At 62.0% G+C, this 23,434-nt stretch carries 17 protein-coding genes; 7 read left to right on the top strand and 10 right to left on the bottom strand.

What is annotated here, in order from left to right; all coding sequences use genetic code 11:
* The first annotated feature begins 50 nt into the window (after nt 1-50).
* Entirely contained in the window at nt 51-2,210 is a 2,160-nt protein-coding gene (locus tag GM668_RS04365) for a S46 family peptidase (RefSeq protein WP_155437651.1), read from the top strand.
* Nucleotides 2,211-2,238: 28 nt separating this feature from the next.
* Here GM668_RS04365 and GM668_RS04370 read toward each other — a convergent pair whose 3' ends face one another.
* Together GM668_RS04370 and GM668_RS04375 are read right to left on the bottom strand one after the other, a co-directional pair.
* Nucleotides 2,239-2,562 (bottom strand): DMT family transporter, encoded by a 324-nt coding sequence (locus GM668_RS04370; RefSeq protein WP_308506807.1) that lies wholly within the window; start codon nt 2,560-2,562, stop codon nt 2,239-2,241.
* Nucleotides 2,559-3,296, bottom strand: coding sequence for a glutathione S-transferase family protein (locus GM668_RS04375; RefSeq protein ID WP_155437652.1), 738 nt, complete (start codon nt 3,294-3,296; stop codon nt 2,559-2,561). The genes GM668_RS04370 and GM668_RS04375 overlap by 4 nt, the downstream gene beginning before the upstream one ends.
* Before the next feature lie 93 nt (nt 3,297-3,389).
* Between GM668_RS04375 and GM668_RS04380 the strand changes: the two genes are divergently transcribed.
* Nucleotides 3,390-4,301: a LysR family transcriptional regulator gene (locus GM668_RS04380; protein ID WP_155437653.1), complete on the top strand. Its 912-nt coding sequence runs from the start codon at nt 3,390-3,392 to the stop codon at nt 4,299-4,301.
* A gap of 34 nt (nt 4,302-4,335) precedes the next feature.
* The gene (locus GM668_RS04385) at nt 4,336-4,890 is read left to right on the top strand and encodes an NADPH-dependent FMN reductase (protein WP_155437654.1); all 555 of its coding nucleotides are present in this window, start codon (nt 4,336-4,338) and stop codon (nt 4,888-4,890) included.
* Nucleotides 4,891-4,902: 12 nt separating this feature from the next.
* Here the strand turns inward: GM668_RS04385 and GM668_RS04390 are convergent, their stop codons facing one another.
* Nucleotides 4,903-5,646: a hypothetical protein gene (locus tag GM668_RS04390; RefSeq protein WP_155437655.1), complete on the bottom strand. Its 744-nt coding sequence runs from the start codon at nt 5,644-5,646 to the stop codon at nt 4,903-4,905.
* 190 nt (nt 5,647-5,836) lie between these two features.
* On the opposite strand from GM668_RS04390, the gene GM668_RS04395 reads away from it, so the two are divergent.
* Together GM668_RS04395 and GM668_RS04400 are read left to right on the top strand one after the other, a co-directional pair.
* Nucleotides 5,837-7,525, top strand: coding sequence for a M14 family zinc carboxypeptidase (locus GM668_RS04395; protein ID WP_155437656.1), 1,689 nt, complete (start codon nt 5,837-5,839; stop codon nt 7,523-7,525).
* 134 nt (nt 7,526-7,659) lie between these two features.
* On the top strand, nt 7,660-9,816 hold the full coding sequence (locus GM668_RS04400) for an FUSC family protein (RefSeq protein ID WP_155437657.1): 2,157 nt from the start codon (nt 7,660-7,662) through the stop codon (nt 9,814-9,816).
* Nucleotides 9,817-9,822: 6 nt separating this feature from the next.
* Here the strand turns inward: GM668_RS04400 and GM668_RS04405 are convergent, their stop codons facing one another.
* On the bottom strand, nt 9,823-10,551 hold the full coding sequence (locus GM668_RS04405) for a substrate-binding periplasmic protein (RefSeq protein WP_155437658.1): 729 nt from the start codon (nt 10,549-10,551) through the stop codon (nt 9,823-9,825).
* Between the two features lie 136 nt (nt 10,552-10,687).
* Between GM668_RS04405 and GM668_RS04410 the strand changes: the two genes are divergently transcribed.
* On the top strand, nt 10,688-11,014 hold the full coding sequence (locus GM668_RS04410) for a YkgJ family cysteine cluster protein (protein ID WP_155437659.1): 327 nt from the start codon (nt 10,688-10,690) through the stop codon (nt 11,012-11,014).
* Nucleotides 11,015-11,044: 30 nt separating this feature from the next.
* On the opposite strand, the gene GM668_RS31055 is transcribed toward GM668_RS04410, so the two are convergent.
* A complete protein-coding gene (locus GM668_RS31055; RefSeq protein WP_229498884.1) occupies nt 11,045-13,015 on the bottom strand; it encodes a sensor domain-containing diguanylate cyclase in 1,971 nt (656 codons plus the stop codon).
* 353 nt (nt 13,016-13,368) lie between these two features.
* Entirely contained in the window at nt 13,369-14,868 is a 1,500-nt protein-coding gene (locus tag GM668_RS04420) for an APC family permease (protein WP_170305471.1), read from the bottom strand.
* A 281-nt stretch (nt 14,869-15,149) separates the two neighbouring features.
* On the opposite strand from GM668_RS04420, the gene GM668_RS04425 reads away from it, so the two are divergent.
* The gene (locus GM668_RS04425) at nt 15,150-15,422 is read left to right on the top strand and encodes a hypothetical protein (protein ID WP_155437660.1); all 273 of its coding nucleotides are present in this window, start codon (nt 15,150-15,152) and stop codon (nt 15,420-15,422) included.
* 78 nt (nt 15,423-15,500) lie between these two features.
* Here the strand turns inward: GM668_RS04425 and GM668_RS04430 are convergent, their stop codons facing one another.
* The 4 genes from GM668_RS04430 to astB all read right to left on the bottom strand — a co-directional run bounded on the left by GM668_RS04430 (nt 15,501) and on the right by astB (nt 23,427).
* On the bottom strand, nt 15,501-16,010 hold the full coding sequence (locus tag GM668_RS04430) for a DUF1993 domain-containing protein (protein ID WP_155437661.1): 510 nt from the start codon (nt 16,008-16,010) through the stop codon (nt 15,501-15,503).
* A 47-nt stretch (nt 16,011-16,057) separates the two neighbouring features.
* Nucleotides 16,058-17,068, bottom strand: coding sequence for a succinylglutamate desuccinylase (locus GM668_RS04435; RefSeq protein ID WP_155437662.1), 1,011 nt, complete (start codon nt 17,066-17,068; stop codon nt 16,058-16,060).
* A gap of 15 nt (nt 17,069-17,083) precedes the next feature.
* On the bottom strand, nt 17,084-21,805 hold the full coding sequence (locus GM668_RS04440; RefSeq protein WP_155437663.1) for an NAD-glutamate dehydrogenase domain-containing protein: 4,722 nt from the start codon (nt 21,803-21,805) through the stop codon (nt 17,084-17,086).
* A 281-nt stretch (nt 21,806-22,086) separates the two neighbouring features.
* On the bottom strand, nt 22,087-23,427 hold the full coding sequence (gene astB / locus GM668_RS04445; RefSeq protein WP_155437664.1) for an N-succinylarginine dihydrolase: 1,341 nt from the start codon (nt 23,425-23,427) through the stop codon (nt 22,087-22,089).
* Between the last annotated feature and the right edge of the window lie 7 nt (nt 23,428-23,434).

Below are 23,434 nucleotides of genomic sequence, written 5' to 3' on the forward strand. Positions count from 1 at the left end.
TGTGGCCCGATCCGGGCCACAGCCATATTCAACCCGCCAAGAGCCTGTAGATGAAAAAGACCCTGATCGCGCTCGCGATGCTGAGCGCCGCCAACGCCTATGCCGACGAAGGCATGTGGATGCCGCAGCAACTGCCGCAAGTTGCCAAACAATTGAAGGCCGCCGGCCTGAAGCTGGATCCCGCGACACTGACCCGCCTGACTGAATTCCCGATGAATGCGATCGTCAGCCTGGGCAATTGCTCGGCATCGTTTGTTTCGCCGCAGGGCCTGGTGGCGACCAACCACCACTGCGTGTATGACAGCGTGGCGCACAATTCCACGCCTGAACACGATTACCTGGCCAACGGTTTCCTGGCCAAGACGCTGGCCGATGAAGTGCCGGCCAAGCCAGGCAGCCGTATTTACGTGACCAAGGACGTGGCCAACGTGACGGCCAAAGTCATCACGCCTGCCGTGGCCAAGCTGACCGGCAAGGCGCGCAATGACGCGATTGAAAAGAACCAGAAAGCGCTGGTGGCCGAGTGTGAAAAAGATGAAGGCCACCGCTGCACCGTGTCCGCCTTCTACGGCAGCCTTGAGTACTACATGATCAAGCAGCTGGAAATCCGCGACGTGCGCCTGGTGCACGCGCCGCCGGCCGGCGTCGGCAAATTCGGCGGCGATACGGACAACTGGATGTGGCCGCGCCACACGGGCGATTATGGGTTTTACCGCGCTTACGTGAGCAAGGATGGCAAGGCGGCCGACTACAGCCGTGACAACGTGCCTTACCTGCCGAAGTCATTCCTGAAGCTGGCCAAGGAAGGCGTCAAGGAAGGCGATTTCGTCATGGCGCTCGGTTATCCGGGCCGCACCAACCGCCACCGCCTGCCATCGGAAGTGGACTTCACGTTTGGCTGGAATTACCCGAACTTCGTCAAAGCGTCGGGCGATAACCTGGCCATCATCGACCGCGAAACCAAGGGTGACCGCGACATGGCGCTGAAGTATGCCGGCACCGTGGCCAGCACCAACAACTATTACAAGAACCGCCAGGGCATGCTGGATTCGTACGCGAACAGCGACTTCCTGGCCCGCAAGACCAAAGAACACGCGGACATGAAAGCGTGGGTCAATGCAGACGCCAAGCGCAAGCAGGAATACGCGGCGGATATTGAAAAAGTGGAAGGCTTGATCGCCAAGCGCGACGCCGACGTCAAGCGCGACTTCGAACTGAACTATTCGCAGCCGCGCCTGCTGAACGCGGCGCGCCTGATGTACCGCCTGGCCAATGAATCGCAAAAGCCGAATGCGGAACGCAAGGCGGGCTTCCAGGAACGTGACTTGCCGCGCATCAAGGCCAGCATTGCCGCCTTGTCGCGCAGCTATGACGAGAAAGTCGACAAGGCGCTGGTCATGCATCACCTGGCCAAGTATGCGGCGCAGCCTGCGGCAGAACACAATGCCAACTGGGATGCGTCGGTCGGCATTAAGGCCGGCATGGGCGCCGTTGAACTGAAAGCCGCGATGGACAAGCTGTACGCCGGCAGCAAGCTGGGCGACGCCGCCACCCGCGAAGCGTGGATCGGCAAATCCGTGGCCGAGTTCCAGTCCAGCGACGACGCCTTCATCAAGGCTGCCGTGGCCATGTACCCCGGCGTCATCAAGGAAGAAGCGGAAGAGGAAGAATTGGCGGGCAACCTGCAGCAAGCTTATGCGACCTACATGAAAGCCAAGATTGCTTACATGACGTCGAAAGGCCAGGCAGTGTACCCGGACGCCAACGGCACGTTGCGCGTCACCTTCGGCAACATCATGGGCCGCCCATGGGGTACGGCCGATGGCCTGGCGTGGAATGCATTCACCACCGTGAAAGGCGTTGCCGCCAAAGCCACGGGACAAGGCGAGTTCAATGCGCCGAAAGCCCAGCTGGACGCCATCAAGCACAAGGACTTCGGCAAATACGTGGATCCGAAACTGGGTACGGTGCCGGTGAACTTCCTGGCGACCTTGGACATCACCGGTGGCAACTCGGGTTCCGCTGCACTCAATGCCAAGGGCGAGTTCGTCGGCCTGGCGTTTGACGGCACCTTGGACTCCATCATTTCCGACTGGGACTTCAACAAGGCCAATACGCGTGACATCCAGGTGGATCTGCGCTACATCTTGTGGAACATGAAGCATGTGGACCATGCGGATAATCTGCTGAAAGAAATGGGCGCGGAATAATCGCGCCCAATGGCGCCGGTTACGTCATTTATGCCGGCGCCATTTTCAACCCCGCAATCCCCACGACAATCAGCGCAATCAGCATCAGCCGCAACGGCGACGCGCTCTCCCCGAAATACACGATACCCAGCGCCGCCACCCCGGCCGCACCCAGCCCCGTGAACACGGCAAACGCCGTCCCTACCGGCAACTGGCGCAGCGACACCGTCAGCAATGCAATCGCACCGTTGGCCAGCGCCAGCCCGATCAGGCTGGGCCACAGCCGCGTCCAGCCTTGCGCATATTTCAGCGCGACCGCCATGCCAATGTCCGCCATGGCGGCCGCCAGCAACAACAGCCAGGCAGCCATCATGCACTCGCGTCCGCCACGTGCCCGCCGGCGCCGGCTTCACTCGTTCCGGCCGCTGTGCCATTACCGCTGTGGCGAGCTGCCTGCGCAACCGCTATCGCGCCGTCGTGCCGCTGCTCCACCGAGCAAGCCGCTACGCGCCTGGTCTGCGCCACGCCGCGCCGCACAGCATCTCGCGCGCCAATCCTGGCCAGCCAGGCCGCCACGTGCGGGTAGTCCGCCATCTCCACGCCCAGTTCATGGTGCGAGGCCAGCCACGGCCACGTCGCGATATCCGCAATGGAATACGCGCCGCCCGCCAGCCATTCATTGGACGCGAGCCGCTGGTCATACACGCCATACAGCCGCCGCACTTCGCGGCCATAGCGCTGCAGCGCCTGCTCGTTATCCTTGCCGGCATGGCGGAACCACCACAGCTGCCCCAGCATCGGGCCGATGCTGCCCACTTGCATGAACAGCCACTGCAATACTTCGCTGCGCGCCGCGCCTGTTGCCGGCAACAGGCGGCCCGCCTTGTCCGCCAGGTGGATCAGGATGGCGCCGGATTCAAAGATTGCGCGGCCATCATCGACCAGCAGCGGGATCTTGTGGTTAGGGCTCATGGCGGCGAACGCTTCCGTGTGCTGTTCGCCCGCATTCAAGTCCACCAGTTCCACCACATGGGGCAGTTCCAGTTCTTGCAGGGCAATGGTGGCTTTGTGGCCGTTCGGCGTATCAGCGGTGTACAGGGTCAGCATGGCGTTACTCCTTTTAAGTAATGGATGCAGGCCAGTATAGGTTCGGCAAAAACGCATTAATATTCCCAATATTCTCAAAATCGTTATGCAAATATGCAGAACTCAAGCACAAGCCTGGACTGGGAAGATTTGCGGTATTTCGCCGCGGTCTGCGACGGCGGCAGTGTTGCCGCCGCGGCGCGGACACTGGCCGTCAACCACTCGACTGTCTTGCGCCGCCTGGACAGCCTGGAACGCACGCTGGGCGTGCGCCTGTTTGAACGGTTCCAGACCGGCTACGTGATGACGCCGGCCGGCGATACGTTGCGCGAACGGATGGGTCCATTGGCGGAACAGGTGGCGGCCGCCCAGCGCGCTGTCGAAGGCCGTGATACGGCGCTGTCCGGCGACATCCGCATCACCACCACGGACACCTTGGCCCGCTCGATGCTGCTGCCTGCGCTGGCCTGCTTCCGCCGCCTGCATCCCGACGTGCGGCTGCACCTGGTGGTCAACAATGCCTTCCTGAACTTGAACCGCCGCGAAGCGGACGTGGCGCTGCGTCCATCGAACACGCCGCCGGACACGCTGGTGGGCAAACGGCTGGGCGCCATGCACAGCGCCATCTTTGGCGCGCCTGGCTACCTGAAAGCTGCCAGGGGCCGCGGCATTGCGCCCGACAATTGGGCGGAACACGACTGGGTCGGCCTCGACGATTCCCTGGCCCACCTGGCGCAAGCCCGCTGGCTGGCCGGCAACGTGCCGGACCACCGCATCGCCTTGCGCACCGACAGCCTGTTGACGATGGTGGACGCGGTCCGTGAAGGCGTCGGCCTGGCGCCGCTGCTCGTGCATCTGGCAGGCAATGACCGCAATTTGCGCCAATTGACGCCCCATGACCCTGCCTTCGATACCGGGCTATGGCTGCTGACGCACCGCGACTTGAAAGACACGGCCCGCATCCGCGCGCTGATGGATTTCCTGTACGACGAGTTGCGCAAGTTTTTCGAGTCTGAGGTACATTGAGCACTTGTTCCTTCAACAACAACCGGAGTCTGTGATGCCCAAGAAAATCGCTGTCCTGATCGGTAGCCTGCGCAAAGATTCGATCAACCGCAAACTCGCCCAGGAAATGATCGCCCTGGCGCCGTCGTCGCTGGAATTTGAAGTGGCCGAGATCGGCGACCTGGCCCTGTACAACCAGGACCTGGACGACGCCGGCACGCCGCCTGCACCATGGACCCGCTTCCGCGAACAGTTGGCCAAAGTCGATGGCGTATTGATTGTTTCGCCGGAATACAACCGCACCATGCCCGCATCGGTCAAGAATGCCATCGACGTGGGTTCGCGCCCATGGGGCAAGAGCATCTGGAATGGCAAGGCCATCGCGATTGCCACGGCGTCGCCAGGCGGCGTGGGCGGCTTTGGCGCCAACCACAATATCCGCCAGGCGCTGGTGACCTTGAATGGCGTCGTCATGCCATCGCCGGAAGCCTATATCGGCAATGCGGCCAACCTGCTGGGCCCGGATGGCCGCATCAACAATGACCAGACGCGCGAAGTGCTGGCCAAGTTCGTCAACGCCTTTGCCGCATGGACTGAAAAAAACACTTAAAGAAACACTTGATTAGCGGCGCTTGACGGCCACGATGCCATACGCCGGGTCTTCCGGATTCAGCGCCACTTCCCGCATCACACGGCTGCCGTCACGCCGCGCTTCGACGGCAGCCAGCACCGGCGCACCATCGCGCCGCACAATGGCCATATCCGCACCGGGAAACCGCGCCGGCAGCGCGGCCAGCGCAGGACCATCGGTTTCGCCGCCCGCGTAAATGCGGTACGACGCGCCTTGACTGTCCGAGAAATCCATCATGACACCCGGAACGGCCGCCAGGTCCGGGGCGCCGGCCTCCGGCCCGTCCGCCATCATGGCCGGCATAACCGTCAAGCGCACGGCGCCAGCCCCCAGTTTCAGCGTATAAGCGCCCCACATGCCGAGCACCTGGATGCGGCGCACGCCTTGCCCCCGCACTTCCGTCGCGCACTGGCCGCCCGGCGTCGCCACCACGGCCACGGCGCGGTCCAGCCGCTGGCGCGCCAGCCATGCCAGTTGCACGGCGCCGCAGCCGCGCAGCAGCACCAGGTCAACCGGCGCAAGCTCCGCCGTTGCCGCATCGGGATCGACCAGCACCGTCATCCCCTTGAAACGCACCAGCGCCTGGCCGCCATCGAGGTGGACCGCATCGCGCCCATCCTGCGCCGTATGGATGGTGCTGCCCGCACCCTGCACTTTTGGCGTCACAGCCACCGTTGCCAGCGTTGACAGCAGCGCCGTGCATATGCCCACCTTTAAACCCAACGTTAGTTTCATAGTCCACCTCCACAGGTAGGCTTCAGTGGAGCATGCCGCTCCGGCCTGCCATATGAAGGAGCGCAAGCCCCGTGGAAAAGGTCTGGCAAACGGGGCGGCGCGCGGCTTTCACGCCACACCGGTGATACAATTCCTCCCCTGCGCCTACCCGGCCCATCCCCCAACGACATTCCTCTGAGATCCAGACGCCATGCACGCAGAAATGCTCACGCCTTATGAAAAGGGCAACCGTAACCAGACCACCCTGTGGACCGAATGCATCGCCTTTTATGAAGAATTGGCGCGCCGCTTCCCGCAAGTGCTGCGCTTTGAGCAAATTGGCGTGTCCGACGGCGGGATTGCTATCCACCAGGGCGTCGTCAGCGCGGACGGCGTCTTCGACCGCGACGCCATCAAGCGCGCTGGCCGCACGGTGTTCTTCAACAATAACGGCATCCACCCGGGCGAACCGGAAGGCGTGGACGCCTGCATGGCCATGGTGCGCGACCTGTGCTTCCAGCCAGAGCGCCTGGCCGCACTGGGCGATACGGTGCTGCTGTTCGTGCCAATTTATAACGTGGACGGTTGCCTGAACCGCAGCAATACGTCGCGCGTGAACCAGGATGGCCCGGAACAATTCGGCTTCCGCGGCAACAGCCGCCACCTGGACTTGAACCGCGACTTCATCAAGTGCGACAGCCTGAATGCGCAAGTGTTCAACAAGCTCATTACCACGTGGGATCCGGACGTCATGGTCGACACCCACACGTCGAACGGCGCCGATTACACGTACACGATGACGCTGATCCACACGCAGGCTGACAAGCTCGGAGGCGGCCTGGGTTCATTCCTGCGCAACACCATGCTGCCGGCCATCTATTCGGACATGGACAAGCGGGGCTGGCCAACCTGCCCATACGTCAACCCGATGACGGACATCCCGGACGACGGCCTGGTGGAATTCCTCGAAGTGCCCCGCTTCTCGACGGGCTTCACGGCGCTGCACCACATCATCGGCTTCATGCCGGAAACGCACATGCTCAAACCGTTCGCGGACCGCTACGATTCAATGCGCGCGCTGGTGGAATCCGTGATGGCGTTCACCGTCGCCAACGGCCCGGAAATCAAGCGCTTGCGCGCCGCCGCCAAAGCTGAAGGCCGCACCCGCGCCGAATGGCCCGTCATGTGGGAACTGGATGAAACCAATACGTCGACGTTCCGCTTCAAGGGTTATGCTGCCAGGCGCCACGCCAGCGTGATCGGCAATTACACGCGCCTGTCGTATGACCGCTCGCAGCCGTGGGAACGCGACATCAAGTACTACAACAGCTTCCCTGCCAGCGTGGCCGTGCGCGCGCCGAAAATGTACGTGGTGCCGCAGCAGTGGCGCGAAGTCATCGAACGCCTGCAATGGAATGGCGTGCAGATGACGCGCGTGGAACAAGCCACCACGGTCAACGCGCAGTACTACCACATTGCCTCCGTCACGTCCCGTCCGACCGCGTATGAAGGCCACATGTTCCACGACGACGTGCAAGTGGAAGCGCGCACCGGCGCGTTCCAGCTGGCCGTGGGCGATTTCCTGGTGCCGCTGGACCAGGACAATGCCCGCTATGCGGTAGAGACGCTGGAGCCGCAAGGCCATGACAGCTTCTTCCGCTGGGGCTTCTTCAACAGCGTGCTGGAAAAGAAGGAAGCGTTTTCCGATTACGTGTTTGAAGACCTGGCGCTGGAAATGCTGGAAACGGAACCGGAGCTGAAAGCCAAATTCACTGCATGGAAACAGGCCAATCCGGAACTGCTGGCCAACCAGGATGCCGTGCTGACCTTCATCTTCCATAACGGCAAACGCCATGCGGAACCTGAATGGCGCCGCTATCCGGTGCTGTCGGTGTTCTAAGTTTCGCATTTATCCTGTAACGCTTTACGTAGGGCGGATTAGCGCAGCGTAATCCGCCATGCTGGCGCCACCGCAACGCATGCAATGGCGGATTACGCCCGGCGGGCTAATCCGCCCTACAGCTATGGCCTCCTATGCATTACGCACTTAGCCTGCGCACGTTTTTCTATAGCCATTACTTCCACCTGGGCCTGCGCTTTGCCGCGGGCCTGATCGGCGTCACGCTGATCGCATTGCCGCTGTCCGACATGAACACGGCAATGACGGTCTGCATCGGCGCGCTGTGCACGGCGCTGATGGACATGCCCAGCCCGTTGCGGCACAAGTTCAATGAAATGCTGGCGTCGGTGCTGCTGTGTACGGGCGTGACCTTGATCATCAGCCTGTGCGGGCCGTATCCCTGGCTGCTGATGCCGATGATGGTGGCTGTCAGCTTCTTTGCCTGCATGATGGTGGTGTATGGCAAGAAGTCGATGCCGCTGCAGCTGGCGGCGCTGTTCATCATGACGATGTCGATGGAGCACACGATGACGGTGCGCCAGGCGTTGTCGCATACGGCCCTGTTCTTGCTGGGCAGCGTCGCTTATCTGGGATATGCGATGGCGCTGGCATGGCTGCTGCGCCACCGCATCAAGCAGCAGGTGCTGGCCGAAGCGCTGTTTGAACTGGCCGCGTACATCGATATCAAGGCGGACTTTTACGACACGCGCTTCAATCTTACGGAACAGTTCAACCGCCTGGTGCGCCACCAGAGTTTATTGGCTGACCGCCAGCAGGCGTCGCGTGATTTGATCTTGCGTTCGCACCAGAACCGCAAGGATGCCATCGTCGTGCAAATCCACGTGTGCATGCTGGATTTGTATGAACTGGTGCTGTCCACGCACACGGACTACGCGCAGCTGCGCACGCACCTGGCGGATTCGCCCGTGCTGAAGGCGCTGCATGACCTGGCGTACAAGGCTGCGCGCGATATCGAATCCGTCGGCTATGCCGTCGCGCGCAAGCAGGCGTCCACGCAAGCGATCGACTACAGCGCGGAACTGGCTGCCGTGGAAAGCCATATCGAACAATTGCAGCAGCAGGTAGCGGCAGGGGCGCCGGTGCACGAAGCGCTGGCCGTGCTGCGCGCGCAGCACAATAAGCTCCGCGCCATCATACGCGCCATCGGCGATTTGCATGTGGCCAGCCAAAAGGAATATGAAGGCACGCCCTTCTGGGTCGATGCGGACATGCAGCCTTTCCTGTCGCAGCAACAGTATGAATTGCAGCTGATGCTGTCGCACTTGCGGCGCGACTCGCCCGTGTTCCGCTTTGCGCTGCGCGTGGCGCTGGCGATTTCTTCCGGCCTGGCCGTCGCTGAGTGGCTGCCCTATGCGGCCCACAGCTACTGGATCGTGCTGACCATCGTCATCATCTTGAAGCCGTCATTTGCGATGACGAAGCAGCGCCGTTCCGACCGCATTATTGGCACGATCATCGGCTGCGTGATCACGGCGCTGGTGCTGAAGTTTGCCCACTACACGCCTGTCATTGTCGGTGTGCTGATCCTCGCGACAGTGGCCACGCCCACGTTCCTGTATGTGCGCTACCGCTATGCGGCGATTGCCGTATCCGTGATGATCTTGCTGCAAATGCATTTGATCGCGCCCGGCAATACGGACCTCGTGATGGAGCGCCTGGTCGATACGTTCATCGGCGCAGCCGTGGCAACCCTGTTCAGCTTTGTGCTGCCGAACTGGGAATTCCAGTCGCTGCCCCGCCTCGTGCGGCAAGTACTGGAAGCGAATTTGCGCTACATGGAATCGAGCTTTGAACTGTTGCAGGGCAAGTGCCGCAATGATTTCCGCTACCGCATCGACCGCAAACGCTTGATGGACAGCCTGGCGGCTTTATCGGCGGCGATGGTGCGCATGCTCGATGAACCGGCCAGCAAGCAGCGCGCGGCGGAAGATATCAATTTATTCGTCGTGCAGAATTATTTGCTGGTGGCGCACGTGGCAGCGCTGCGGGCGATTTTACGCCGCCATGTGAAAGACATCCCGGCCGGCCCTGTCAACGCGCTGCTGGAGCACAGCCATGTGCAAGTGTGCAAGCCGCTGGCGCGCGCCCTGGCTCCGCATGGCGGCGGCGCACCTGCCGCACCGGACGCGCCGGCGCCTGAGCAGCAAGGCGAAGCCGTGGCCTGGCCAGGCTGGCCGCTGGTGCAGCGCCGTATCCGCCTGCTGCAAGCGGATGCGGAAAAAATCATCGTGCACAGCGAAGCGATCGGGCGCAACGTCAGCGCGGTTTAGTGCGCGCTATTTGGCGTATTGATTGAGGACGGCCGCCACGCTGCCGTCCTGCACCAGCGCATCGATGGCGTGTTCGGCCTGCGCAAACGGGATTTTCGATTGCAGTGAAAATGCGCACTGCGTCGCCACCGACGCATACACGACATCCTTGCGCAGCGCCAGCGACGGGTCCTGGCGCACGCGGTATTCAAAGGCGATCTGGTCGATCGTCGCATATTGCATGCGTCCCACCACCAGCTTGCGGAAATTCAGTTCCGTGTTCGGCGCATCTTCGCGCACGAAGCGCTTGCCCAGCATGCGCTCGATTTCCGGATAGCGGTAGCCCATCACTGTGCCGAGCGGTTTATTGGCCAGGTCGGCCAGCGATTTCACCACGGGCGCATCCTTGCGCGCCACCACCACGGCATTGGACGTGATGAACGGCTTGGTCCAGTTAAAGTGCCCGTCTATCCACACGGGCACCACATAGCACAGCGCATCGGCGCCGCCTGCAGCCAGCACGTCGCCGACCCGCTTGCTGGGCACGCTGACATACACGGCGCGCCTGCCCATCCGCAGCGCAATCAAATCGCCCAGGTCTTTCAGCACGCCTTCGACCAGCACGCCGTTTTCAAACCGCGCCATCGGCATCGTGTGGTTGGTCGGCGCGATGAAAACCATGTCTTGCTGGCCGGCGATAGCAGCGCCGTGCGCAACAGCACAGAGTATCAGCAAGCTGGTCGGAAAGCGTTTCATGGGCGGCGCGTGTGTTTACCCAGTATAGCTGAGCAATCCATCCACAGCACCGGATAGCGGCTGTGGCGCGACAACCGCGCCACAGCATGGCAACAGCAGGTATCATGGCGGCCAGTACTTGTTTCATTGCTACCAGATGTCATCTTGTCAAAGCTGCGGCGCGTGCTGCGCCAATTTCCGCGTTTCGTTTTACTGGGCCGAGTCCGACGACCATCCGGGCGGCAGCGTGCCTGCACAGCTGGTAATCCCTGTAACGCCGCACCACGTGGCCATGCGCGGCACGGAGCGCAAGCCGGTGCGCTGCATCGCGCTGCAGGGAGAAGTGGGACAGTCGGTAGGCTGTTCGATTTACCTGCAGCGTTCGTCGACGTGCCGCGAATTCACGGAAGGCACGCCGGAATGCAACAGCGCGCGGGCGGCGCATGGCTTGCCCGCGCTGGCCGCGCTGGCTGACGTGCCATAACGGCCTGCTGCACATCGACCGCCTGTCACATCACGCGTGGCACACGCGGTTGCGGCCGGTTTCTTTTGCCTTGTACAGCAACTCGTCAGCCTTTTGCAGCATGGCTTCCGCCGTGCCCACCGCATAGTCGGCAAACACGCCCATGCTCATCGTGACCTTCAAGTTAGGGTGTACTTCATGCCATGGGTGCGCTTCGATCAGCGAGCGCAGCTTGTCGCACAGCGCGGCGGCTTGCTTGCCATCCGTGTCCGGCAGCGCCAGCACGAATTCTTCGCCGCCATAACGGGCCACCAGATCGGACAGGCGCACGTGCTGGCGCAAGATCGCCCCCACGTGGCGCAGCACGACGTCCCCCGTCGCGTGCGAGAAGTTATCGTTGATCTTCTTGAAGAAGTCGATGTCGCCAATCACGAGGCTGATCGGGCGCTTGTGGCGCACCGCCTGGTGGTACAGCGTGTTGGCCTGCTCATCGAAGTGGCGGCGGTTGTACAGGCTGGTCAGCGCGTCGCGGATACTCAACTCTTTCAGTTGTTCCGCCTGTTCCAAAATGGTCTGGTGCGACGCCTTCAATTCTTCATGGCTGCGCGCCAGCTGCTCGCTCATTTCATTGAACGCGCCCGCCAATGCCGCCACTTCATCCTTGCCCTCGGCCGGCACTTGCTGGCGCAACGCTCCGCCCTGCATGGCGCGCACAGCGCCCATGAGTTTGCTTAGGCGGCGGCTGAGGCCGCCTGCCAGCAGCATGCCCAGGCCCAGCGCCAGGGCCGCGGCGGCGCCTGCCCCGGCCAGCAGCGATGACCGCATCGCATCGAGGAATTCCTGTTCTTTCTTGCTGGGGGTGACCACGCCTTCCATCGACATGTAGGCAACGGTATTGCCGTTGACGACGATAGGCCGCGCCTTGGCGCGGGCGGCACTGTCCAGCACTGCGCCGGGACCGTATTGGCCGGCGCCCAGCAGCACGGTGTAGTGTTTGTCTGCCAGGACGAAACGGAATGGCGGCGGACCGCCTGCACGGTCTTCACGTTCGCGGCGGCGGTGGTCGCGCTCTTCCGCCGGTGGCGGCGGGAATGGCGTGCCGTCCAGCGCGCGGCGTCCGGCCTCGCGCGGCTCGCCGGGGCGGTCATCGCGCGGACGTGGGGCGTTTGATTGCCCGCCGGCGGAAGCTGCGGCCGGGTCCTGTGCGGCGGCATAAGCTGCGCGGTGCACGTGCGCCTGCGGCAGCGCCCCCTGGATCTGTGGCGGACGTTCGCCGTCGCCGGGACGCGGACGCATACCGTCGCGTGGCGGCGGGCGCGAACCATCAGCGGGAGGACGCATGCCGTCCCTTGGCGGCGGGCGCATGCCATCTTGCGGCGGCCAGGGCTGGCCATCCGGCGGCGGCGGGCGCATACCGTCTTGTGGCGGCGGACGGACGCCGTCACGTGGCGGACGGCCGTCGTCCGCACCGCCGGAACGGAATTGCCCTGGGCCTTCCGGCGGCTGGCTGCCTGCGCGAGGCACACCATAGGCGGGAGGACGTTGATCCGGCTGGCCGTCCTGCTGGCGCGGAACACCATAAGCAGGAGCACGTGGCCCATCCTGCAGTGGTTTATCGGCTGACGGACGGGGATCGCCAGGCTGGCCGGAGCGGGACGGGCCGGCATCGCCACGACGAGACTCAGGCCCGCCTTCTTCCCCGGCAGCGCGGTGCGACTTCTGGTCAATACCCGGCGGCATACGTTCCAGCATGTCGCTGGCGCGCTCCCCCTGAGGCGGCCCTTCCTGCGATTCCTTGCGCTGCACAAACCGGTCAAACGATTCAGTGGAAATCGCCGTTTCCCAGTCACCATATTCGGTGAAGTACGCGGTCATATAGTGGTGGAAATGGTCAGCCGCCTGCCGGCTGCGGATGGTGTCGAATTTGGAATTGACACTGTAATACGTTAAACCGCCCACCATGGCGACTGCCGCCAGCCCGGTGACAAACAGCGCCAGCATCAGCTTGATGCGCAATGACATTTCCCGCTCCCGTGAATTACTTGCTTATAAGTATTAATGATACCCGAGTGCGAGTTTGTAAATCATCAGGGTGCCAATCTCACAACAAGATATTCCCATTGTGAATCGCATGCATCACAAATGAAAAGTTCAATTATTTCTCAGGCATCCCTATACTGCACTGCAACAACCAAATGAAAGGACACATCATGGAATTCATCGCAATCATTACTTCCGTTGTCGGCGCCGCTGCCGTTGCTGCCCGCCTGTGCCTGGTGCCTGTGCTGGACAGCACGCTGGAAGAATTCGAAGCGCTGTCGCGCAAATAAAAAAACCCGGCTGCACGAGCCGGGTTTCACTGGGGAGCGGAACGCTTACACCACTTGCGCTTCCGCTGCTGCGCCATTGCGGTTCATATTGGAATTGCGCATGCCGTACAAGAAATACGTGGCCACGGCAGCCACCATCCAGATCGAGAAGATGCGGAACGTAGTGGCCGACAAGTCGCGCATGATGTACAGGCACGCGAAGATCGACAAGCCTGGGATCAGGTAAGGGCCGAATGGTACGCGGAAGCCCAGGCGGCCGCTGGTGTCGCCGGTCAGCTTGTCCTTGCGGCGGATGACAGGAATTGCCAGCGACACGACGATGAACGCCGTCAGTGTGCCCATGCTGACCATATCCCACAGGAAGGTCGCATCCACCAGGCCGGCCACGATGCCCACCACGGTGCTGACGATGATGGTATTGGCCACCGGCGTCGCCGTGCGCGGGTGCACGGTTTTAAATGCTTTCGGAATCAGGCCATCCTTGGCAATCGCGTACAGGATGCGGGTCTGGCCATAAATCGTCACCAGGGTCACGCTGAACACGGAAATCACGGCGCCGGCCGACAGGATCAGCGCCGGCCACGTTTTACCCGTCACATTGGACAGGATCACTGCCAGGCCGGCTTCCTGGCCTTCAAACATGGCAGCAGGCTGCGCGCCCATCGCGGCAACGGCCACCAGCAGGTAAAACACCGTCACGATGCCCAGCGCGGCCAGGATACCGATCGGCACGTTGCGCTTGGGGTCTTTGACTTCTTCGCCCGCGGTGGCAATCGTGTCCAGGCCGATGAACGAGAAGAATACCGTGCCGGCAGCTGCCGTCACGCCTGCCATGCCGCCCACGCTTTTCGCCGTGGCTTCCTTGAAGAAGGGCGTGAAGTTATTCGCGTCAAATCCCATGAAGGCGATGACGACAAAGAAAATCAGGATCGCCAGCTTGATCATCACCATCATGGCATTGGTGGTGGCGGACTCCTTGGTGCCGCGCGCCAGCAGGAAGCAGCACAGGCCGACGAGGATCATCGGCGGCAAATTGAATTGGCCCATGTGCCATTCCACGCCATTCGGCCCGGAGACCACCATCGGCTTGTGCAGCGCGGCCGGCAATTGCCAGCCAAAGGCATTCGTCAGGAAATTGTTCAGGTAATCGGACCACCCGATGGCCGTGGCGCTGGCCGCCAGGCCATATTCCAATAGCAGGCAGGCCGCCATGATAAAGGCCAGGAATTCTCCGACCGTCGCATAGGCAAACGAATACGACGAACCGGATGCGGGAATGCGAAACGCCAGTTCCGCATAGCACAGCGCAGTCAGGCCGGCAGTAATGGCGGCCATTAAGAACGACAGGATCACCGCGGGTCCGGCCTTGGGAACCGCTTCAACCATCGTGAAGAAAATACCGGTGCCGATGGTGGCGCCCACGCCAATCATCGTCAGCGGGAACAGGCCGATGGAGCGCGACAGGGTGTTCGTAGCATGCGCATCGCCATGGTCGGCGGCAGGCGGCTTGGTACGGGTCAATTTCTGGACCAGTGTTTGATTCACAGGCGATTCCTTGTATAGGTGAAGCTGCCGCGCCGGTTGTGCCGCCGCGTCCTGCTGCGATTCTCGGAAAACTAGCGATTATAGATCCACACCGGTTGCGCTCACGAGCAATTTTTGTACAAGAAGGCAACTGTGCGGCCAGTTGTGGCAAGGGCCCTACTATAAGTGACGGAAGTCGTTACACATACTTACTTTTGATACAGCTCACTGCCTAGCTTTGAGTTATTGCAAAACGATAATCTTAAGGCTCGTACAAAACCAAATACATGCAGGAGTCCAGGATGGCCATCATCAAGAAAATCCCTACCGTCAGCAATCGTGTGCCTGCCGTGGCCGCCATGGCCGCAGGTTCTGTGATTATCCTGTGTGCGGCTGCCACTGCCGCCATCCTGGGCTGGATGCCTGCGCATCAGGCGCATTCCGATGAAGCGCTGCCACCGGTATCGGCCGCGCCGGAAGCCGTGGATGGCGCGCTGCGCAAAGTCTCGCTGCCCGCCACACCGGCCGTGAAGCAGCGCACGCCGCGCGCGCTGCAAACGGCATCGGCCACGTAATCACTGCCTCCCCTCATTCCCCGACGCCCCGTGGTTCACGCCACGGGGCGTTTTTTTCGTTAGGCAGCATGGGGACGTTCATGCGTACTTGCCCAAATAGTCCAATTTGCCGATCTTGACGCCCTGGCTACGCAAGATGTCATACGCCGTCGTCACGTGGAAATAGAAGTTCGGCAGCACAAATGTCAGCAAATAATCCTGCCCGGTAAACGTCTGGCTGTATGGCCCGAACGTCAGCGTAATTTCACGGGTTTCACTGCCTGCGAATTGTTTGTCGTTGACGCTCTTGAGGAACGCCACCGTGTTGGCGATCCGTTCCTGCAATTGCTGGAACGATGCTTCGTCATCGTCGAACTTGGGCGCATCGATGCCGCACAGGCGGGCGACGCAGAATTTGGCGGTATCGCTGACGCGCTGGATTTGCGCCGTCAACGGCATCATGTCTTCAGCCAGGCGGGCGCCCAGCAATACATCGGGAACGATGCCGTGTGCGGCAGCGTGTTCTTCACCTTTGGCGAGCAATGTGGATAGCACATTCAGCGCGCGCAGGAAGGCGGGAACGGAAACCTGGAACATGGATAGGGACATGGCTAGGACTCCAGAGGTTGGCGTGTCCCTATCTTACACCGCTGCGCTTAGGAAACGCGTACTACCATCAGCGCGGCGCGCAAGCCGATCCGCACGTCCGGATTCGGGAACACCACCAGTTCTTCCGGATGCTCGACACGGTACACGGTATCGCCGTCACGGGCGATTTCCTCACCCTGCTTTAATGGCGTGAAGTTCCACGTATCGCGGCCAAACGCCATCGTGAACGCATCGCTTAACTTGATGACCTGGCGCGCCGTGCTGTACACGTTCGGCTGCCGGACGTCGCCCGGCGCGGCCTTGCCGCGCAACAGCGCATCCAGCGCTTTCGACGCATCGTCAAACTGTTCCAGGTTATTCTGGCCCAGCGTGCCGACACGGCCCAGTTCCACCGTCGTACCGGCCGCGCCGTGGTGTTCAGCCGAGTAATAGCTGTACGTGCCCACGGATTTCGGATTCATGATGACGGCGCCAACGCCCGCCTGGCCCAGCCACGAAATCAGCCGGGTGCGGGCCTTGTCTTCAATCAGTTCCGGCACGATGGCAAACGCCGGATAGTGCGACGGACGGATCGCCGTATGCAAATCCAGGTGCCAGCGCTGCGGTCCGGCGTTGACGAAGAAATCATCGGTGACGGCAATCATTTCATCGGCCCGCGCAGCTTCCGCCGTACCTGCCAACGTGCCGCGCTCGGTGCGGAACATGCGGTTCAAGTCCGCGTCGATAAAACGCTTGCCAGCGCGGATGGCGCCGATGTTGCCGACGCAAAGCATCAAGTCCACTTTGAGTGCCTGCGGTTCGCGCGACAGCGCGTCCAGCAGGTACGCCATGATTTCAATCGGACCTGTTTCATCGCCATGCACGCCGGCCGACACCAGTACTGCAGGGCGCTGGTGGCCGGAATCGCTGTGGATGGTCAGCACGCCATCGGCGGGCTGGGAAACGTCAAAACCTGCGTGGGAAAAACGCTGCGCCACCGCCGTGAAATCGGCGGTAGCGAAGGCCCGGACGCATTCGTCCAGACCCTCCGGCAGCTGTTGCTGTTGTTGCTGCTGCATTTACTATTGCCGTCCTTATGCCGCCATTGGGATACCGTTCACTGCCTCAGACAGCGCCCACACATCCAGCATCGCCTGTTCCAGATCGCTGGCCGCCGGATAGCCCGACAAGCCCAGCGTATTGGTCACCAGCTCCACTGCTTCGGCTGCATCGTGGCCATTGGTCGCGCGGCTCAACACTTGCGTCAACAGGCGCTGTTGCGTACGGCGCAGCGCCTGCTGCGCATAGCTGCGCAACTGTTCTTGCGAACGGGTGTGCGCCGGCAGTTTCAGGCCGCGCTCCAAGGTATCGATGCCGGCCTGGCTGCGCAGCGCCATGCCCACTTTCAGGAACGCCGGCAAATCCATGCCTTGTGGACGCTTCACGGACAGGGCTGCGAACACGAATGCCGCCACGCCTTCGATGGCATCCACGGCTTTCCACGATTGCACGAATTCCATGCTGAGAATCGGCGCCGCGGCATCCGCTTCCGATTCCACATTGGCCGTCATCGATTGCAGCATGGCCGGGTCGGCGAACAGGCGGGTCAATTCCGCCAGGCCGGCGCCATTGCGCAGCTGGTCGCTTGGGACCGACAGCACGCCCTGCATCACAGCACGCAGCATGGCGCGGGTGCGCGCATCCACTTTGGTGGCAACCGCGCGCGGTACGTTCAGCGCATCCGCATCCAGCGTGTCGAACACTGGCGCCAGGTTCAGCGCAGTCCACGCCTGTGCCCAAGCGAGGATCACGTCGGTTTCATCGACGTTATGCTCGCTTGCCAGCTCGCGCAGCATCAGTGGACCGCAGCGGTTCACCACTTCGTTGGCCAGCATGGTCGACAGGATCGCATTGGCCAGCGGGTGCGCCAGTGGTTTGCGGGTAGCCACCAGTTGCGCCGGGAAGTATGGACGCAGCACGGATTCCGCCCAGCTTTCATCCGTCAGCGGCAAGGCCAGCAGCAGGCGCTTGTAGCGGTTCTTCACGTTGGCGATCACCACGGCCAGTTCCGGCGTCGTCAAGCCACGGCCGTCAAGCTTGCGGCGGGCCAGTTCAGCCACCGATGGCAACTGTTCCAGTTCGCGCGACAGCGCGCCCTCTTCTTCCAGGCTGGCGATCAGCGCAGCGTAGCCATCCTGCACGGCCGCTTCGCCCTGCGCCTGCTGTTCGCGCACCAGCAAACGGGTTTGCTGGATGTTGTCGCGCAAGACCAGGCGTTCCACTTCCATGGTCATGTCGTTCAACAGCTGGTTACGGGCGGTTTCCGACAGCTGGCCCGCATTCATTTCCACGTCCAGCCACATTTTGCAGTTCACTTCGTGGTCGGAGCAATCCACGCCGGCGGAGTTGTCGATCGCATCGGTGAAGATACGGCCGCCTGCCAGTGCGAACTCGATACGGCCAGCCTGCGTTGCGCCCAGGTTGCCGCCTTCGGCCACGACTTTGCAGCGCAGTTCATTGCCGTTGACACGGATGTTGTCGTTGGCGCGGTCTTTGACTTGCGCATGGGTCTCGCTGGACGACTTGATGTAGGTACCAATGCCGCCGTTGTAGAACAGGTCCACCGGCGCCAGCAAGATGCGGTGCATCAGTTCTTCCGGCGTCAGCGACGTCTCTTCGATATCCAGCGCCGCGCGGACTTCCGGCGACAGTTCGATGGTGCGGGCGGTACGCGGGAACACACCGCCGCCTTTCGAGATCAAGTCCTTGTTGTAGTCTTCCCACGACGAACGTGGCAGCGCGAACATGCGCTGGCGTTCGGCGAACGACACGGCGGTATCCGGATTCGGATCCAGGAAGATGTGGCGGTGGTCAAATGCCGCCAGCAGCTTGATCTGGTTCGACAGCAGTACGCCATTGCCAAACACGTCGCCCGACATGTCGCCCACGCCCACCACGGTGAATGGCGTGGTGTTCATGTCGTGGTCCATCTCGTAGAAGTGGCGCTTGACGGCTTCGAAAGCGCCCTTCGCGGTAATGCCCATCTTCTTGTGGTCATAGCCGTTCGAACCGCCCGATGCAAACGCATCGCCCAGCCAGAAGCCGCGCTTGACGGCGATGCTGTTGGCGATGTCGGAGAAGGTTGCCGTTCCCTTGTCGGCAGCCACCACCAGGTAAGGGTCATTGCCGTCGTAGCACACGGTGTCTTGCGGCGACACGATATCGCCCAGCACGCGGTTGTCCGTCACTTCCAGCAGACTGGAAATGAACAGGCGGTACACGGCTTCGCCTTCGGCCGCGATGACTTCACGGGTCGCGTCTTTCGGCATCATCTTGCAAACGAAACCGCCCTTCGCGCCAGCCGGCACAATCACGGCATTCTTCACCATCTGTGCTTTTACCAGGCCCAGCACTTCGGTGCGGTAGTCTTCCATACGGTCCGACCAGCGCAAGCCGCCGCGGGCAACCGGGCCGCCACGCAGGTGCACGCCTTCAAAGCGGCGCGAGAATACGTAGATTTCGCGGAATGGGCGTGGTTCCGGCACCAGCGACAGGTGGCTGGTGTCGAACTTGAAGATGATCTTGTCGCCTTGCTGGTTGTTCTGGAAGTAGTTGGTGCGCAGGGTCGCGTTAATCAGTTCGATGTACGCCGCTGCGATTTCTTCCGTATCGGCGTGATTCAGCTTGCCCAGGCCAGCCTTGATTTCCGCCAGCTTGTCTTTCGCGGCTTCGCGGGTGGCTGCATCGTTGGCCGGGTTGAAGCGCTGTTCGAATGCATCGACCAGCGACTTCACCAGGGCCGGCTGCTTGCGCAGCGTTTCCGCCACATAGCGCACCTGGAAACGGGCGCCGGCCTGGCGCCAGTAGCTCATGTAGGCGCGCACCAGCTGCACCTGGCGGGTCGACAGGCCGCCTTCGATCACGAGCCCATTTAAACGGCCATCTTCGGCTTCATTGTTGAACAGCGACGTCACCAGGTCTTGCACCACCTCAGCCACGCCAGGCTGCGCCAGTTTGGCGGCGCTGGCAGCGTCCACCAGCAGGCTGGTGACGAAGTGGCGCTTGCCGTCGGCCAGCGAAACCGAATACGTATGTTCGCGGTCGATGGCCACGCCGGCATTGTGCAGCGCAGGCAGGATGGTCGACAGCGATTGCACCTTGTCGACCGAGTACATGCGGATCGTGGTGGCAGGGCTTTCTGCCGTGCCCAGTTCAACGCGGGCAGCGACGCGGTTGCCTTCCGACTGCGACAGCAGCGCGCCCAGGTCGTGGTAAGCGACAGCCGGCGCGGTAGCGGCAACGTAATCCACCGGCAGCGTTGCGCACAGCTTGCGCAGCGACGTGCGTTTGGCTTCATCTTTTTCAGCGTCAGCCAGCGCGGAGAACGTGTTGTGCCAGCCATCCAGCACGGACAGCAGCGGACGCTGGATGTCGCTTTCCAGGTCCAGCGGGTAGCGCGCAGCGTGTGCGATCAGGTACACGCGGGCCAGCGGGCCATCGGCCACCAGCGTTTGCGTCGATACGTGGGCCGCGCCCGAGCTTTGCTGCAGCGCCTTGGCCAGTGCATGCGCCACACTGGCCGAGTAGCGTTCACGCGGCAGGTATACCAGCACGTTCAGGTGGCGGGCATACACGTCGCGGCGCGCGAAGACTTTCGTGCGCGGCTGCTTGTACAGCGATACCACGGCGCCGCATACGTCGGCCAGCCATTGCGGTTCCGCTTCCATCGCTTCCGTGCGAGGCAGCGATTCCAGGATTTCAACGAATTTCTCGGCGCGGAAGCCTTCCTTGCGCACGCCGGCAATTTGCAGCACTTGTGCGATGCGGCCGCGGGCGAATGGCATGCGGGCCAGCGGCGTAATCGATGCCGCGCGCGTGAACAGGCCGACGAAGCAATGTTCGCCCAGGATGGCGCCTTGCGCGTCCGTGTGGCGCACGCCGATGAAGTCCAGCGCCTGGTCGCGGTGCAGGGTGCCTTCCACGTCGGCTTTGACGATCGACAGCGAGTGCGCGCGCTTGGACAGCGTGTCGAAGTCGCCAGGGATATTGGCCAGGCACGTGCCATAGACCGGGTGCGACGTGTCTTGCAGCACGCCGATACGCGATGGAATGTCGCGTTCCAGTTCACGGGCGCCTGGAATCACTTTGTAGTAGGCGTAGCCGAATGGTTCGAAGCCTTCAGTCTTGGCCCACTCCAGGAAAGCGGCAACTTCCTTGCCTTCTTCGCCGTTCGCGGCGGCAGCTTCGGCGCCGACTTTGTCGAACAGGTTTTGCATTGCCACCAGGTCGCGGCGCACGACAGCGGCGTCGCTTGCCACCATCTCGATGCGCGACACCAGCGCGCCCAGGTCGGCGCCATGCAGCTCTTCCGACAGCAGTACCAGTACATACGATTCAGGCTTGCCATCGCCGCCCACGCTGGTCGCCACGCCATCGGCGGAGCGGGTCACCGGCAACACGGCGTTCAACACGCCGTTGGCGGTCAAACGCTGCTTGCGCAGCGCCATCACGATGGAGTCGACCAGGTAAGGCATGTCATCGTTCAGGATCAGCAACGCGGTCGCCATGCCGCCACGGCCATCGGCGTAGCGCAGCTTGGTGACTTCGCAGCCCGCCGCTTCGCGCTTGGCTGCCGTTGCGAAGCCTTCCCACAGCACGGGAACCAGGCTGTCTGGCGCGATGCCGGACAGGTCTTCTTCATCGATCGCGGCGAGCCAGGCGCCGATCAGTGCGGAAACCTGGCCGCTGTCGGCGCTCTTGTTCGCATTGATCAAGTCCAGCGTCTGCTTGCGCAAATCTTGTGGCATTTGTGTCATCGTTGCTTCTCCAATACGTTGTAGGTATTACTGCGGGCCCGGATTAGCTTGTGGCTGGGCCGGCGTTGAATGCTGGGCGGCGCGGGGGATCACCCCGCAACCTGATTTGGTGTCGAATTCTGCTTCTAAAACGGCGCAAAGGCAACTGAATCATTTAGTGCATCGCCTGCATCGTCATCCCCGCGAACGCGGGTATCCATGCTGAGCGATTCCTGCGGGCGTCTTATGAATTCCCGCCTGCGCGGGAATGACGATGTTCAAGCCGCAGTCCTGCTGTCTTCTTACAGCTCGTACAGGCCCGGCAAACCCAAAATACGGCTCAAATCTTCCAGCGCAGCGTGCACTTCCTGCGCCAGTTTCGGATCGGCCAGGTCGGCCGGTTCCAGGCGGTCGCGGTAGTGTTTCTCGACCCAGGCAACGAGGGTTTGGTACAGGGTTTCCGTCATCACGACACCCTGGTGCATCGCATTGGCCTCTTCATCCGTCAGCGCCACGCGCAAACGCAGGCATGCAGGGCCGCCGCCATTGCGCATCGACTGGCGCAGATCGAAGTGGATCAATTCGTCAACCGGCCCGCCCGACGCCACCAGGGCTTTCAGATAGCGGTCCACGGCGCCGATTTCCTCGCACTCGTGCGGAATCACCAGCGCCATCTTGCCGTCCGCTTTCGACAGCAGCTGGCTGTTGAACAGGTAGCTCGACACGGCGTCCTGCACCGATACTTCGGACGTCGGCACGCGGATGGTTTGCAATTGCGCGCCCACGCCTTCCATCGCGGCTTTCAGGCGCGCCAGGCCGGCCGCTTCGTCGGCAAACGCCTGTTCGTGGTGGAACAGCACGTTGCCGTTGCCGACGGCGATCACGTCATTGTGGAACACGCCCTGGTCGATCACGTCCGGGTTTTGCTGGATGTACACGGTGCGCTCGTCCACCAGGCCGTGCAAACGGGCCACGGCTTGCGAAGCTTCCAGCGTCTGGCGCGCAGGATAGCGGGTTGGCGCCGGGGCCGATGGGTCGAATTCCACGCGGCCATACACAAACAATTCCACGCCTTCCTTGCCATGTGCAGCGCACAGGCGCGTGTGGTTGGCGGCGCCTTCATCGCCAAACGCCGGGGTGCCTGGCAATGCATCATGCACGGCAAAGTAGCGCTTGTCGTGGAAGATCGCGCGCAGCGCACGGGCCGATTGCGGATGTTCAAACGCGCGGTGCAGCTTGTTGTTCAAGTTTGCAGCCGTGAAGTGTACGCGGCCATCGCCGGTGTCAGCCGATGGACTGACGGTGGCGGCATTCGCGGTCCACATGGGCGATGCGGAATACGCGCACGCCAGGATCACCGGCGATTCTTTATATGCCTTGGCAATGATGTCTGCGTCGCTGCCCGTGAAGCCCAGGCTGCGCAGCAGGCGGAAATTCGGGCGGTCTTGCGGCGGCAATAAAGCCTGCGCAAAACCGCGCTGCGCCAGCGCGCGCATCTTCGCCAACCCTTGCAGGGCCGCCTGTTTCGGGTTCGACGCGCTCTTGACGTTGTTGAACGAGGCGACGTTGCCGAACGACAGGCCGGCGTAGTTGTGGGACGGGCCTACCAGGCCATCGAAGTTGTATTCGCGTGCTGGGCGCATGGTGATA

It is taken from the genome of Pseudoduganella ginsengisoli (assembly GCF_009720865.1).
Classification (GTDB): domain Bacteria; phylum Pseudomonadota; class Gammaproteobacteria; order Burkholderiales; family Burkholderiaceae_D; genus Rugamonas; species Rugamonas ginsengisoli.